Raw genomic sequence first — 13925 nt, 5'->3', positions numbered from 1 at the left:
TTGCAGCACGCCGATCGCGTTGGTGAAGATGTGAGTCGGATCAAGCGCTTGGACAACTGATCGCAGAGAGTGATTCAAGCCGTTAAGAAACGAAGTCAGGATCTGCAGGCAGATTCGGCGGATTGTAGGGGCTGGCATTCATCCGTTCCTTGACCGAGATATGGATCAGCGCATCGTCCCGAATGAAGCGCAGGTCGCTCAACGGGAAATAGATCGCATTGCGGTTGCCGTGCTTGCGCCAGGAATTTTCCGGCACGCGCCGCGGAATGTATTCGAGGATTTTCCATCCGGCGGTCATGGAATCATGGAATGGAGCAGTGGCGTCCAGCGGCACATACCTCTTCCCGCCTTTTCCGAGCACGATGTCGTTGACGATGCGGGTGCGGTAGAGGAGCCCGGCCGGCTGCGTTTCCTGGATCATCCAGGCGAGGGGAATCTTGACTGCCCCGCTTTGCGCTTCCGGATAGCCGCCGCCGATATCGCCGTGGACGCCGGTGAACCATACTTCCCGGAAATTCTGCTTCGCCACCGGTGCCCTCGGCCGGAACGGGCGGCCCCAATATTCCTGGTCCCGCTCCCAGAGCTCTGGCTGGAACATGGTCCGCCGTTCATCTATGGCGACTGCGTGCCGTACCCATTCGACGCTCGGGTTCTTGCGGGTGAAAGGATGGGTCTTGAACTGCGGAAACCATTTCCCCGTTTCGATCACTGAGGTCACCGTATCGAAAAGACCAAGCAGCTTGATCGGCGGGCGGTCGTTTCTGAGCATGCGTTCGTAGAGACGCATGGCGGCGAAAGCAGAGGACGGATCCTCGCCACCATTCTCTGCAGCGCCGCCGGCTTTCTCTTCGTGCGCGGAAATTCCCTTGTAGGTCCTGTAGGCATAATCGAGCAGGTTGAGATGATGCCGGCTTGTAAGACCGAAGGCATGGATGAAACCCGCTAGCACCCGCGCCGAATAGGCGCCACGGCTGAAGCCGAAGATGTAGATGCGGTCGCGGTCGGAATGCCGCCGAGCGGCGTCGGGCGGGCCGCGATCGTAGTTTTCGACCAGGAAGCGGTAGGCTTCCTTGACGTTCTGGTCGAGGCCCCAGCCCGTCGCGAGCCCGAAAACCTCATAGGATTTGCGAAGCAGTCTCGACCAGGCATTGGCCGCGCCGAACGTGCCGACGCCTGGATCGTAGTAGACGATCTGCTCATCCGAGCGTTTCAAGGTGCCGAACAGTCTGACAATATTGGTCCGGTCGGCCGAAATCTCGTTCGATGTGCCATCGAACAGAATGACGATGTTCTTTGCCAATCAACCGCTCCGGATGTACCGCCGCAACGGTAACATCCGGGAGGTTTTACGGCAACTTCCGGTCGTCTAATGCTCAGAAATAGCTCTGCAGCGGGCGAACCTCGAGGTTGCCGGCCTTCAGCGCCTTGATCGCCTGGGCGGCTGCTTCGGCCCCGGCCATGGTCGTGTAATACGGCACCTTCTGCATCAGTGTCGCGCGGCGGAGCGACTTCGAATCGGAGATCGCCTTGTTGCCGTCCGTCGTGTTGATGACAAGTTGGACCTGGCGGTTGCGGATCGCATCCTCGATGTGCGGACGGCCTTCGAGCACCTTGTTGATCTTCGTCGCTTGGATGCCGTTTTCAGCCAAGAAGCGTTGCGTGCCGCCGGTGGCGAGTACCTTGAAACCTTCGCCTACAAGAACACGGATCGCAGGCAGCACGCGCGGCTTGTCGTGGTCGCGAACAGAGACGAAGACCGTCCCGTCACGCGGCAGTTCAACGCCGGCGCCGAGCTGCGACTTGGCGAAGGCAAGGGCGAAATCGGTGTCGAGGCCGATGACCTCCCCGGTCGAGCGCATTTCAGGCCCAAGCAGCGTATCGACGCCCGGGAAGCGCGCGAAGGGGAAGACGGCCTCCTTGACGGCGATGTGCTTCAGGGCGCGCGGATCGGGCTTTTGGCCGTAGGCGGCGAAGGCCGCATCCAGCTTCTCGCCGGCCATGACGCGGGCGGCGATCTTGGCAATCGGCGCGCCGATGGTCTTTGCCACGAATGGCACGGTGCGCGAGGCGCGCGGATTGACTTCGAGTACGTAGACGGTGCTGTCCTTGATAGCGAACTGCACGTTCATCAGACCGCCGACATTCAGCGCCTTGGCCATGGCCTTTGCCTGGCGCTCGAGCTCGTCGAGCAAGTCCCCCGACAGCGAGCGCGGCGGCAACGAGCAGGCCGAGTCGCCGGAATGGATGCCGGCCTCTTCGATGTGCTCCATGATGCCCGCGACGTAGACGTCATCGCCGTCGGAGAGGCAGTCGACGTCGACCTCGATGGCGTTCGTCAGGTAGCTGTCGAAAAGCAGCGGGTTCTTGCCGAGCAGCGTGTTGATCTGGCCGGTCTTGTCGTTCGGATAGCGCTGCTTGATGTCTTCCGGAACCAGTTCCGGAACGGTGTCGAGCAGATAGGTCTGCAGCATCGATTCCGAGTGGATGATCTGCATGGCGCGGCCGCCGAGAACGTAGGAGGGGCGTACCACCAGCGGGAAGCCGATTTCGGCGGCGACGAGGCGGGCCTGCTCGACGGAATAGGCAATGCCGTTGTTCGGCTGGTTGAGGTCGAGCTTCATCAGGAGCTTCTGGAAGCGGTCGCGGTCTTCGGCAAGGTCGATCGCATCCGGCGCGGTGCCGAGGATCGGGATGCCGTTCTTTTCCAGCGCTTCGGCAAGCTTCAGCGGCGTCTGACCGCCGAACTGGACGATGACGCCGACGACCTCACCCTTTTCCTGCTCGGCGCGCAGGATTTCGATCACGTCTTCGGCCGTTAGGGGCTCGAAATAGAGGCGGTCGGAGGTGTCGTAGTCGGTCGAGACCGTTTCCGGGTTGCAGTTGATCATGATCGCTTCGTAGCCGGCATCCTTCAATGCGAAGGCGGCGTGGCAGCAACAGTAATCGAACTCGATACCCTGGCCGATTCGGTTCGGACCGCCGCCGAGGATGACGACCTTCTTGCGGTCGGAGACCTGCGCCTCGGAGCGGGCGGCGCCGACGAAGGGCGTTTCGTAAGTCGAATACATATAGGCAGTCGGCGAGGCGAATTCGGCCGCGCAGGTGTCGATGCGCTTGAAAACCGGGCGGACATTCAGGCTGTTGCGAAGTTCCGCCACTTCTTTCGGACGCTTGTTCGTCAGCGTCGCGAGGCGCGCGTCCGAAAAGCCCATGGCCTTCAGCATGCGCAGGTTTACGGCGTCGCTCGGTAGGCCATGCTCGCGGATACGGGCCTCCATGTCGACGATTGCCTTGAACTGGGCGATGAACCACGGGTCGATCTTGGAGCCCTCGTGAACCTCGGCCTCGCTCATGCCCTGGCGCAGCGCCTGGGCAACCATACGCAGGCGATCGGGCGTCGGCGTGCCGATCGCGGCACGGATGGCGTTCTGGCTGGACTCGCCTTCCTCGACGTCTGGAATTTCGATTTCATCAAGGCCAGTCAGGCCCGTTTCGAGGCCGCGGAGCGCCTTCTGCAGCGATTCGGCGAAGGTACGGCCGATCGCCATGACTTCGCCGACGGACTTCATCGCCGTCGTCAAGATCGGCGAGGCGCCCGGGAACTTCTCGAAGGCAAAGCGCGGAATCTTGGTGACGACATAATCGATCGACGGTTCGAAGGAGGCGGGTGTGGCGCCACCGGTGATGTCGTTTTCCAGTTCGTCCAGCGTGTAGCCGATCGCGAGTTTCGCCGCGACCTTGGCGATCGGGAAACCGGTTGCCTTGGAGGCGAGCGCCGAAGAGCGCGAAACGCGCGGGTTCATCTCGATGACCACGAGGCGGCCGTCCTTCGGATTGACGGCGAACTGGACGTTTGAGCCGCCAGTCTCGACGCCGATCTCGCGCAGCACCGCAATCGAGGCGTTGCGCATGATCTGATATTCCTTGTCGGTCAGCGTCAGCGCCGGAGCGACGGTGATCGAGTCGCCGGTGTGGACGCCCATCGGATCAATGTTTTCGATCGAGCAGATGATGATGCAATTGTCCGCCTTGTCGCGGACGACTTCCATTTCATATTCCTTCCAGCCGAGGACCGACTCCTCGATCAGCACTTCGGTCGTGGGCGAAGCATCGAGGCCGCCGCCGACGATGTCGAAAAATTCCGAACGGTTGTAGGCAATGCCGCCGCCGGTGCCGCCGAGGGTGAAGGACGGGCGGATGATGGCCGGCAGGCCGACGTCATCGAGTGCCTGAGCGGCGATCGCCATTGCGTGGTTCAAATAGCGCTGCTTGCGGTCGCTCTCGCCCAGGTTCCACTGGTTTTCCAGATCGTCCAGCGCAGTGTCGAGCGCGGCGCCGGAGAGGCTTTCGCGCAGCTTTGTGCGCTCGGCCTCGTGCATCTTGCGGTCGGCGTCCTTGATGTCTGTGGCGTTCGCCAGCATCGAGCGCGGCGTTTCCAGCCCGATGCGGGCCATGGCTTCACGGAAGAGGGCGCGGTCTTCCGCCATGTCGATCGCCGCCGGCTTGGCGCCGATCATCTCGACATTGTATCGGTCGAGCACACCCATGCGCTTTAGCGAAAGAGCCGTGTTCAGCGCCGTCTGGCCGCCCATGGTCGGCAGCAGCGCATCCGGCCGCTCCTTGGCGATGATCTTGGCGACGACTTCCGGGGTGATCGGCTCGACATAGGTCGCGTCCGCAAGACCCGGGTCGGTCATGATTGTCGCCGGGTTGGAGTTGACAAGGATGACCCTGTAGCCTTCCTCCTTCAGCGCCTTGCAGGCCTGGGTGCCGGAATAGTCGAATTCGCAAGCCTGGCCAATGACGATCGGTCCCGCGCCGATGATGAGGATCGATTTGATGTCTTGGCGCTTCGGCATGGACGATATCCGTTTCTAGCTGCGCAAAAAGCCGGCCAGGGTGGGAGGCACCGGGTCGGTCGCGCACGAGGGGTCTTTTCAGGCTAGAAGCGGCTTATAGGCAAATGTATTTGCAAACGGAACCCCATAAATCGCGGAATCGACAGGAATCCGAAAACTCCTGAAATGCCGTTTACGGGCCGGGTACCACAATGACGCGTATCTCGCCGTTGCGTGCCGGATTGGCGATCGCTTCCGGCGCGTCATCAAGCCCGATCCGGCGGGAGATGAGAGGCTCGACCTTGATGACGCCCGAGGCGATCAGGTCCGCAGCGCGGCCGTGGGTGAAGGGGTTCAGAAACGAGTTCACCAGCTTGATCTCGCGAAACAGCAGATCGAAGGGCTGCATGGAAATCCTGGCGCCTTGCGGCATGACACCGAGGATCACGACGGTGCCGCCGCGGCGGGCGAGGAGAGGAGCCTGTTCCATGGTCTCCGCAACGCCGGCGCATTCGATCACCACATCGGCACCGCCCGGCAGAAGGCCGTGGTCAGCCGTCACCAGATCGGCGACGTCGCCTGATGAGGGGTCGGCCGTTGCCGTCGCGCCAAGGTCTTCGGCAAGCCGCCGTTTATCGGCGTTGCGCGTCACCAGCACGACGCGCGTTGCACCGGCGAGCCGCGCAAGCTGCACGACCAGCAGTCCGATCACGCCACCGCCGAGCACGGCCACGGATGCGCCGGCCCTGATCTTTGCCAGATCGACGCCGTGCAGACAGCAGGCGAGGGGTTCACAAAAGGCGCCATGCAGCGGCGCCAGCGACTGAGGCAGTTCGAACGCCTGTTGCTCCGGCATGCAGACATATTCGGCAAAACCGCCATCCCGATGAATGCCGATCGCCTGCAGGTTCCGGCAGAGATTGACACGTCCGCGCTGGCACTCCGGGCAGCGTCCGCAGGCGATGTTCGGGTCGCCGGTCACCCGCATGCCGGGGCGAAAGGCGGTCACGCCTTGCCCAACGGTTTCGATGATGCCGACAAATTCGTGCCCGAGTATCACCGGTGGCTTCGACGGAAATTCACCCAAGAAGAGATGGCGGTCAGTGCCGCAGATGCCGCACGCTTCGACCTTCACCAGCATTTCGCCAGGGCCTGGCACCGGCTTTTCCATTCGGCTCACGGCAAGCCGCCCCGTCGCTTCCAGGCGTACAGCTTTCATCATGTCCTCCCGCATCCTCTCCTTCAGTGAGGGCGAAAGCGGGAGTCACGTCAAGCATTTGGTGCATTTTCTTCATCCGAAGCGACGCCGCACCTCAGCCGCATAGCCACGGCTGATCTGATTTCGAAGGCCTCGCGCGTCAGGATAAGGAGCTTCCGTTGTCCCGCTTCAAGCGCTCGACAAGGGGCATCGGCCGTGGCATCCGTCTCCTTCAGCGCATCGGTAAAGCGCAAGGAACACGAGTTCGCGGCCGAGGCGCCACGTCTTCGGCGTAGCGATCTTGCACCGGTCTGTTCACTCTGGTGCCGGGGCGGATCATGAATGAAATGATCTTCAGCCGGAACGATACGGCTTTTGCCATGGCCGGCATTGTGCTCGCGACGATCGGTGCCATTCTTGCGCTTTGTCCGCGTCTAAAGCCCTTTGCCTGAAACCTGCTGGCCTTCACGCCCTCGCCGGATATATAATTGCCTTAGAGCGCATGCCTGCGCATCGCCAGGGGAGAGTTCAGATGGAATGGAAGGGGCGCCGCCAGTCGGACAATGTCGAGGATCGCCGCGGTGATGCGACAGGTGGCGGGTTCGGCCGTAATCCGTTCGGCCGCAACGGCGGCTTCAGCTTTCCAACCGGCGGCGGTGTGGGACGCAGGGGCGGCGGGCTTTCGATCGGCACGATCATCTTCCTCGTTGTCATCTATCTGATCTTCAAGGCGATGGGCATCGACCTGATGCAGGTGTTGGATGGCGGCATGACGGGCGGCTCCGGCTACGAGCAGAGCCAATCGGAAGGCACTAGCACGCCCGCCGATGACGAGATGACCGCATTCATGCGTACCGTGCTGGCCGAAACCGAGGACACCTGGCAGGGCATCTTCCAGGCTCAGGGCAGGGATTATGAGGAGCCAACACTGGTGCTCTTTGCGGAGGCTACGCGATCGGCCTGCGGTTTCGCATCCGCCGCCAGCGGACCGTTCTATTGCCCCGGCGATCACAAGGTCTATCTCGACACCGCGTTCTTCCAGGAGCTCGAGAGAAAATTTGGCGCCTCCGGCGACTTCGCCGAAGCCTACGTCGTCGCCCATGAAGTCGGCCACCACGTCCAGAACCTGCTCGGCATCCTGCCGAAGTTCAACGAGGCGCGCCAGCGCATGAGCGAAGCCGAGGCCAACAAGATGTCGGTGCGTGTCGAGCTGCAGGCCGATTGCTTTGCAGGCATCTGGGGGAAATATACCGAGCAGAAAGGCATGCTCGATGCCGGAGACCTTGAAGAGGCGCTGAACGCCGCTCAGCAGATCGGCGACGACACGCTGCAGAAGCGCAGCCAGGGCTATGTCGTGCCGGAAAGCTTCAATCACGGCACGTCGGACCAGCGCATGCGCTGGTTCAAGCGAGGCTTCGACAGCGGCCAGCTCGCCGCCTGCGATACGTTCTCCGGCCCGGTTTGAGCAAGCATCTTTTGCTCACCCTCTCCTCATTTTGACAGGGAGGGGGCTGGGGAGGGCGCTGCCAGCAGGAGCTTATGGCCCTATTTTTCGCTGTCCATATGCTGCAATTGCGCATCCGGGTAGCGCGCACCTGCCGCCGCATCCTTCGGCACGGCGCGTTCGATGGTGCCCATATCATCTGCAGAAAGCTCGACGGCTCTTGAGCCGAGCGCTTCCGTCAGCCGGTCGCGGCGGCGGGCGCCGACGAGCGGGATAATGTCCTTGCCCTGTGCGGCAACCCAGGCGATTGCGATCTGGGCGACTGAAACCCGCTTTGCCTCGGCGATCTTGCGGAGTTCTTCGACGAGCGCCAGATTCTGGTCGACATTACCTTCCTGGAAACGGGGGCTGTAGCCGCGAAAATCGCCTTTGCCCGATTCCTGGCCCTTCTGCCAGTGGCCGCTGATCAAGCCGCGCGAGAGCACGCCGTAAGCGGTGATCGAGATGCCGAGTTCGCGGCAGGTGGGCAGAATTGCATCTTCGATGCCGCGGGAAATCAGTGAATATTCGATCTGAACATCGACGATCGGATGAACGGCCGCCGCCCTGCGGATCGTGTCGGCGCCGACTTCGGAAAGGCCGACATGCCGGACATAACCGGCCTTGATCATGTCGGCGATCGCGCCGACGGTCTCTTCGATCGGCACGTTCGGGTCGAGGCGGGCAGGGCGGTAGATGTCGATGTAGTCGACACCGAGACGCTGCAGCGAGTAGGCGACGAAGTTCTTGAGCGCCGCCGGCCGGCAATCGTAGCCGAGCCACGTGCCCTGCGGATCGCGGAGCGCTCCGGTCTTGACGCTGATCACGACATTCTCGCGTTTGCGGCCCTTCAGCGCTTCGCCGATCAGCATCTCGTTATGGCCCATGCCGTAGAAATCTCCCGTATCCAGCAGGTTGACGCCGGCATCCAGCGCGGCATGGATGGTGGCGATGCCCTCTTCGCGATCCGAAGGGCCATACATGCCCGACATACCCATGCAACCGAGGCCGATGGCGGAAACTTCGGGCCCGGTCTTTGCCAAACGATAGGTGTGCATCTCTTTTTCCCTTTTTTCGATAACCTAGCGGCATCCTCAGACGTGTTGTACCCGGCCTGAATTTGTGCGATAACCCGTATAATATCGACCAACCTGTACGGAGCTACGCACAATGGATGACTTTGCCTCTCAGTGATCTGGCTGCCTTTGCCGCCATTGCAAGGGAACGGAACTTTCGCACGGCAGCCCGCAAACGCGGTGTGTCGCCATCTTCGCTTAGCGCATCTCTCCGTAGCTCGAACAGCGGCTCGGCGTGCGTTTCCTCAACCGCCACGACCCGCAGCATGACGCCGACCCAAGCAGGCGAAAGGCCAGGAGCGCCTCGTGTCGGCGCTTGGCGATTGTTTCGGCACTCGGTCAAAGCGGCGCACGTCTCGACTGGGAGTTCGAGAGCGACGGCGAAACGCTGGTGATCTCGCCGTCCGGGCCGCTGGTGGCCAACGTCATCGAGATGGAGGTGGTTCTGCGTTCGCCGGTCTCATCGGTTCCTTCGAGGAAGGGCTCGCTCCAACCATTGCAGGTAGCGAACTCGCGCCGATCTGCCCGATCCTTCAGGAGTGAGTCACCGAATTCTCCGGACCTTCCTCAATTATGCCAGCCACAGGCACATGCCGCCTGCACTGCGCGCCTTCGTCGATTTCGTGAAGGAGTAGCGGCGGCCCGCTTAGAGTCCCCGTTTGTTCCGCCCGCCGATCAATTTCACTGGCGGCTTGATCAAAAACTTTGAAATGTTCACGTATTGTTTCATTTTTCTCGTTGAGCTATGTAACAACCCCGGCGACGAGATCGTCTTTCCAGAAAGCAATCCGCTGTTGAGAGATGTTCCATGCTTGATCCCAAATTCGTTCGCCGCGGCCTCTTCCTCGTTTTCCTGATCCTGTTTTTGGACGTGATCGGCATTGCGATCATCATGCCGGTGCTGCCCGCCTATCTTGAGGAACTTACCGGCGGAACCATTAGCGATGCCGCACTCGACGGCGGCTGGCTGCTGGTCGTCTACGCCGGCATGCTGTTTTTGTTCTCGCCGCTGCTTGGCAATCTCAGTGACCGTTTCGGCCGCCGTCCGATCTTGCTTCTCTCCGTGTTGACCTTCGCGATCGACAATCTGATCTGCGCGGTCGCCACCAGCTTCTGGATGCTTTTTGTCGGCCGGGCGCTCGCAGGCTTCAGCGGCGGCAGCTATGCGACGTGTTCTGCCTATATCGCCGACATCAGCAATGACGGGAACCGCGCAAAGAATTTCGGCCTGATCGGCATCGCCTTCGGCGTCGGCTTCACCATTGGTCCGGTCATTGGCGGTTTACTCGGCGAATTCGGCCCGCGTGTTCCATTCTTCGGCGCAGCGGCGCTTTCCTTCCTCAATTTCGCTGCGGCCTATTTCCTGTTGCCGGAAACGCTGGACGCCAAGCATCGGCGCACTTTCGAATGGAAGCGAGCCAATCCGCTGGGCGCGTTGAAGCAGATGCGCAATTATCCCGGCATTGGTTGGGTCGGCGCCGTCATGTTCCTCTTCTGGCTGGCACACGCCGTTTATCCGTCCGTCTGGTCCTTCGTCTCGACCTATCGCTACGGCTGGAGCGAAGGCCAGATCGGCCTTTCGCTCGGCATCTACGGCATCGGCGCTGCGATCGTCATGGGGCTTGTGCTGCCAAAGATCGTGCCGGTGCTCGGTGAGTGGAAGACCGCCATCGTCGGCCTTTGTTTCTCTGCCGTCGGTCTGACGGGTTATGCTTTCGCCTGGGAGGGCTGGGTCGTCTACACGGTCATTATTCTGACCGTGATGGAAAACGTCGCCGATCCGCCGCTTCGCAGCATCGCCGCCGGCAAGGTGCCGCCATCCGCGCAGGGCGAATTGCAGGGAGCGCTGACCAGCCTCAGCAGCATTACGACGATCGCCGGCCCGCTGATCTTCACGCAGATGTTCGGCTATTTCACCGGGCCGGATGCTCCGGTGACCTTTGCCGGTGCTCCCTACCTGCTCGCCGCCTTCTTTATTCTGTCGGCGGCCCTGGTGTTCCTCGCGAAGGTCCGGACACCGAAACCTTCGGAAGCCTTGGAGGCGCCGGCGCAATGAGCTATCAGAATTCGTGATGATGTGATGAATTTTTCATCATCTGCCCCTTTTAGGGTGGCTCTTTGCGGGCCTTTGATCTAAGGCCCGGTATTACTTTGCCGCGAAATGCGGCCCGAAGTGATTCAACCAAACAGGAATGGCTCTGATGGACGCGCCGATCGACGTGCACAGGCTTGCGCCGCAAACCGACAATCACTGGGGTGCGCATTTCCGCGCTACGCTAGCGCTCGGCATTCCGTTCATCGGCGCCCAGCTTGCCCAGCTTGGCATCAACACGACGGACGTGATGATCGTCGGCCGCCTCGGCGCCGAGAACCTGGCTGCCATGGTGCTGTCGGCGCAGTTTCTGTTCACGATCCTGATTTTCGGTTCGGGCTTTGCCATCGCGGTTATCCCGATGGTCGCGCAGGCTTACGGCCGGGGCGATGTCGTCACCGTTCGTCGCTCGATGCGCATGGGCCTTTGGATGGTCACCGTCTATTGGCTCGTCATGCAGCCGGCCTTCTTCTATGCCGAGGAGATATTGCTCGCCGCTGGCCAGAAGCCGGAAGTGGCAAAGCTTGCGCACGGCTATATCCTGATCGGCCATTTCGGCGTGCTGCCGGGGCTGCTTTACAATGTTGTGCGCGCGCTCGTCAGCGCGATCGGCAAGGCTGCCGTCGTCCTCAATGTCACCATCGCCATGCTGGTGATGAACGCGATCTTCGCCTACGCCCTCGTCCTCGGTCATTTCGGCTTTCCGGCAATGGGCCTTCAGGGCGCTGCGATCGTCTCGGTCGCAGTGCAGACTGCGGGCTTTTTCTTCATCCTCGCCTATGTGCAGATGAGGGAGGAGACGCGGCGTTACGAGATCCTGGTGCGTTTCTGGCGGCCTGATTGGCACGCGCTTTGGGACGTCGTTCGTCTCGGTCTGCCGATCAGCGTGACTATTCTTGCGGAAGTCAGCCTCTTTACAGTTGCCTCGCTGCTGATGGGTTACATCGGCACGATCGAGCTTGCGGCACATGGCATTGCGCTCCAATGGGCGTCGATTGCCTTCATGATCCCACTCGGCCTCTCGCAGGCCGCAACTGTCCGCGTCGGCATTGCGCACGGGCAGGGGGACCATTCCGCTCTGGTTCGCGCCTCGATCGCGGTACTGATCATCGCGGCGGCGATCTCCGGTATCGGTGGCGTGCTTTTTGCCATCATGCCCGAATTCCTCGGCAGCTTGTTCCTGGACGTCAGTTCGCCGGAAGCGCCGCAGGTGCTGGCTTACGCCGGTCCGCTCATCGTCGTTGCCGGTCTCTTCCAGCTCGTCGACGGCATGCAGGCGGTTGCCAATGGTTTGCTGCGCGGCCTCAAGGATGCGCGTGTGCCGATGATCATGGCGCTGATTGCCTACTGGCCGATCGGATTCTTCCTTGCCTGGTTCTTCGCTTTCCCAATGGGCTTCGGCGGCGTCGGCATCTGGTTCGGTTTTCTCGTCGGCCTTGCGGCTGCCGCGGTCATGCTCTGCGCACGTTTCTACATTCTCGTGCGTCACGAGGGGAAAATGGCCGGCGCCTGAACCGGCCATTTAATCGTCAAGCTGCAACCGGCTTGTAATTGGCGATGTCGGCGCGAATGCCGAGCCGCGTGAAAAGCGCCTGCGGATCGAAGTTTCGCGCCCGGTGCGCCGCCTGGACGGCGGCCTTTACCCGCTCGACGATCTCGGCGCTTTCCCATTCGGCAATCGTCACGAAATTGAATTCGCCCGGCCCCGAAACCTGCTCCAGTACCGTGTGCCGGATGAAGCCTTCCTGGGCCTGCAGTACCTCGTGCGTCTTCAACACATTGATCAGAAACTCCTCGCGTGCCTCCTCCGGCACAGCAAACTTGTCCACGCGATAAAAAGCGCCGTTCATCACCATCTCCTTGGTTGTCGATGTCACGGCAACCGGTCTAGTTCCTCAAGTTAAGTTGAGGTCAAGCGCCAGGTAAAAGAAAAAGCCCGCGGCAGGCGGGCTTTCGTTCGGCTGACCACTGCGTCTCAACGCTCGGCGAGCGCTGCTTCGCCTTTCTTCCCGCGCACCATGTTGATGAAGCGGCGGAAGAGGTAATGGCTGTCCTGCGGGCCGGGAGAGGCTTCCGGATGGTGCTGGACGGAGAAGATCTGCTTGCCGGCGACGCGCAGGCCGCAATTGGTGCCGTCGAAGAGGGAAACGTGAGTCTCCTCAACGCCTTCCGGTAGCGACTTCGTGTCGACCGCAAAGCCGTGGTTCATCGAGACGATCTCGACCTTGCCGGTCGTATGGTCTTTCACTGGATGGTTGGCGCCATGATGGCCCTGGTGCATCTTTTCGGTCTTTGCGCCGAGCGCGAGGCCCAGCATCTGGTGGCCGAGGCAGATGCCGAAGACCGGGATGTCCGTCTTGATCAGCTTCCGGATCACCGGCACGGCATATTCGCCGGTTGCCGCCGGATCGCCCGGGCCGTTCGACAAAAAGATGCCGTCCGGCTGCATGGCAAGCACGTCCTCGGCGCTGGTCGTTGCCGGAACGACCGTGACCTTGCAGTCGAGGCCTGCAAAGAGGCGCAGGATGTTGCGCTTCACGCCGTAATCGAGGCAGACGACATGGTATTTCGCCTTGTCGGCGCCGAGTTCTGCGTAGCCTTCGTTCCAGATCCAAGGCGTCTGCGCCCATTGCGACGACTGGCCGGAGGAGGCGATCTTGGCGAGATCGAGGCCCTCGAGGCCACTCCAGGCCTTGGCTTCCGCCTTTAGGGTTTCAAGGTCGAAGACGCCGTTCGGGTCATGAGCAATCACCGCATTCGGTGCGCCGTTCTCGCGGATCCAGGCGGTGAGCGCGCGGGTGTCGATGCCGCAGAGGCCGATGACGCCGCGGGACTTCAGCCAGGCATCGAGATGCTTTGCGGCTCGGTAGTTGGAGGGCTCGGTGATGTCGGCCTTGAAGATGACGCCGACCGCGCCGTGGCGCGCTGCCGGCGTCAGGTCTTCGATGTCTTCGTCGTTTGTGCCGATATTGCCGATATGCGGGAAGGTGAAGGTGACGATCTGGCCGAGATAGGAGGGGTCGGTCAGGATTTCCTCGTAGCCGGTCAGCGCCGTGTTGAAGACCACTTCGGCCTGGACCTTGCCGGTGGCGCCGATCCCCTTGCCTTCGATCACGGTTCCATCTGCCAGAACGAGCAGGGCGGTCGGCTTTTCGGTTGTCCAGGGTGCTGTCGCGGTCATCTTCATCCCGTTTCCGGCAGGTCCTGACGTCTTGGGGCCGTCAGACTGCCATTTGTG

General features: G+C 61.5%; 10 protein-coding genes. 4 read left to right on the top strand and 6 right to left on the bottom strand.

Annotated elements, in window-relative coordinates; translation table 11 throughout:
• Positions 1-82 precede the first annotated feature (82 nt).
• The 3 genes from ISN39_RS11285 to ISN39_RS11275 all read right to left on the bottom strand — a co-directional run bounded on the left by ISN39_RS11285 (position 83) and on the right by ISN39_RS11275 (position 6057).
• Positions 83-1300, bottom strand: coding sequence for a DUF2235 domain-containing protein (locus tag ISN39_RS11285; RefSeq protein WP_194727556.1), 1218 nt, complete (start codon positions 1298-1300; stop codon positions 83-85).
• Between the two features lie 73 nt (positions 1301-1373).
• A complete protein-coding gene (gene carB, locus ISN39_RS11280; RefSeq protein ID WP_194727555.1) occupies positions 1374-4859 on the bottom strand; it encodes a carbamoyl-phosphate synthase large subunit in 3486 nt (1161 codons plus the stop codon).
• 172 nt (positions 4860-5031) lie between these two features.
• Positions 5032-6057, bottom strand: coding sequence for a zinc-dependent alcohol dehydrogenase family protein (locus ISN39_RS11275; RefSeq protein WP_194730161.1), 1026 nt, complete (start codon positions 6055-6057; stop codon positions 5032-5034).
• Positions 6058-6568: 511 nt separating this feature from the next.
• On the opposite strand from ISN39_RS11275, the gene ISN39_RS11270 reads away from it, so the two are divergent.
• Positions 6569-7501 (top strand): neutral zinc metallopeptidase, encoded by a 933-nt coding sequence (locus ISN39_RS11270; RefSeq protein WP_074069010.1) that lies wholly within the window; start codon positions 6569-6571, stop codon positions 7499-7501.
• 80 nt (positions 7502-7581) lie between these two features.
• Here ISN39_RS11270 and ISN39_RS11265 read toward each other — a convergent pair whose 3' ends face one another.
• The gene (locus ISN39_RS11265) at positions 7582-8577 is read right to left on the bottom strand and encodes an aldo/keto reductase (RefSeq protein WP_194727554.1); all 996 of its coding nucleotides are present in this window, start codon (positions 8575-8577) and stop codon (positions 7582-7584) included.
• A gap of 116 nt (positions 8578-8693) precedes the next feature.
• On the opposite strand from ISN39_RS11265, the gene ISN39_RS11260 reads away from it, so the two are divergent.
• The 3 genes from ISN39_RS11260 to ISN39_RS11250 all read left to right on the top strand — a co-directional run bounded on the left by ISN39_RS11260 (position 8694) and on the right by ISN39_RS11250 (position 12200).
• Positions 8694-8990, top strand: a complete 297-nt coding sequence (locus ISN39_RS11260; protein ID WP_246763187.1) for a LysR family transcriptional regulator — start codon at positions 8694-8696, stop codon at positions 8988-8990.
• A 413-nt stretch (positions 8991-9403) separates the two neighbouring features.
• On the top strand, positions 9404-10651 hold the full coding sequence (locus ISN39_RS11255; RefSeq protein WP_194727553.1) for a TCR/Tet family MFS transporter: 1248 nt from the start codon (positions 9404-9406) through the stop codon (positions 10649-10651).
• A gap of 145 nt (positions 10652-10796) precedes the next feature.
• Complete coding sequence (locus ISN39_RS11250) at positions 10797-12200, top strand: MATE family efflux transporter (protein ID WP_074070328.1); 1404 nt, start codon at positions 10797-10799, stop codon at positions 12198-12200.
• A 16-nt stretch (positions 12201-12216) separates the two neighbouring features.
• On the opposite strand, the gene ISN39_RS11245 is transcribed toward ISN39_RS11250, so the two are convergent.
• Together ISN39_RS11245 and carA are read right to left on the bottom strand one after the other, a co-directional pair.
• On the bottom strand, positions 12217-12537 hold the full coding sequence (locus ISN39_RS11245) for an antibiotic biosynthesis monooxygenase (RefSeq protein WP_194727552.1): 321 nt from the start codon (positions 12535-12537) through the stop codon (positions 12217-12219).
• Between the two features lie 125 nt (positions 12538-12662).
• A complete protein-coding gene (gene carA, locus ISN39_RS11240) occupies positions 12663-13868 on the bottom strand; it encodes a glutamine-hydrolyzing carbamoyl-phosphate synthase small subunit (RefSeq protein WP_194730160.1) in 1206 nt (401 codons plus the stop codon).
• Positions 13869-13925: the final 57 nt, after the last annotated feature.

The sequence above is a fragment of the Rhizobium sp. 007 genome (assembly GCF_015353075.1).
GTDB lineage: Bacteria > Pseudomonadota > Alphaproteobacteria > Rhizobiales > Rhizobiaceae > Rhizobium.
Note: the sequence above shows the minus strand (reverse complement) of the source record. Positions and strands in the feature narration are given on the sequence as shown.

What these genes read in the sequence shown, in the direction of transcription:
- carB (WP_194727555.1), bottom strand. Translation starts at nt 4,859, where the DNA reads ATGCCGAAGCGCCAAGACATCAAATCGATCCTCATCATCGGCGCGGGA.
- ISN39_RS11275 (WP_194730161.1), bottom strand. Translation starts at nt 6,057, where the DNA reads ATGAAAGCTGTACGCCTGGAAGCGACGGGGCGGCTTGCCGTGAGCCGA.
- ISN39_RS11270 (WP_074069010.1), top strand. Translation starts at nt 6,569, where the DNA reads ATGGAATGGAAGGGGCGCCGCCAGTCGGACAATGTCGAGGATCGCCGC.
- ISN39_RS11265 (WP_194727554.1), bottom strand. Translation starts at nt 8,577, where the DNA reads ATGCACACCTATCGTTTGGCAAAGACCGGGCCCGAAGTTTCCGCCATC.
- ISN39_RS11260 (WP_246763187.1), top strand. Translation starts at nt 8,694, where the DNA reads ATGACTTTGCCTCTCAGTGATCTGGCTGCCTTTGCCGCCATTGCAAGG.
- ISN39_RS11255 (WP_194727553.1), top strand. Translation starts at nt 9,404, where the DNA reads ATGCTTGATCCCAAATTCGTTCGCCGCGGCCTCTTCCTCGTTTTCCTG.
- ISN39_RS11250 (WP_074070328.1), top strand. Translation starts at nt 10,797, where the DNA reads ATGGACGCGCCGATCGACGTGCACAGGCTTGCGCCGCAAACCGACAAT.
- ISN39_RS11245 (WP_194727552.1), bottom strand. Translation starts at nt 12,537, where the DNA reads ATGAACGGCGCTTTTTATCGCGTGGACAAGTTTGCTGTGCCGGAGGAG.
- carA (WP_194730160.1), bottom strand. Translation starts at nt 13,868, where the DNA reads ATGACCGCGACAGCACCCTGGACAACCGAAAAGCCGACCGCCCTGCTC.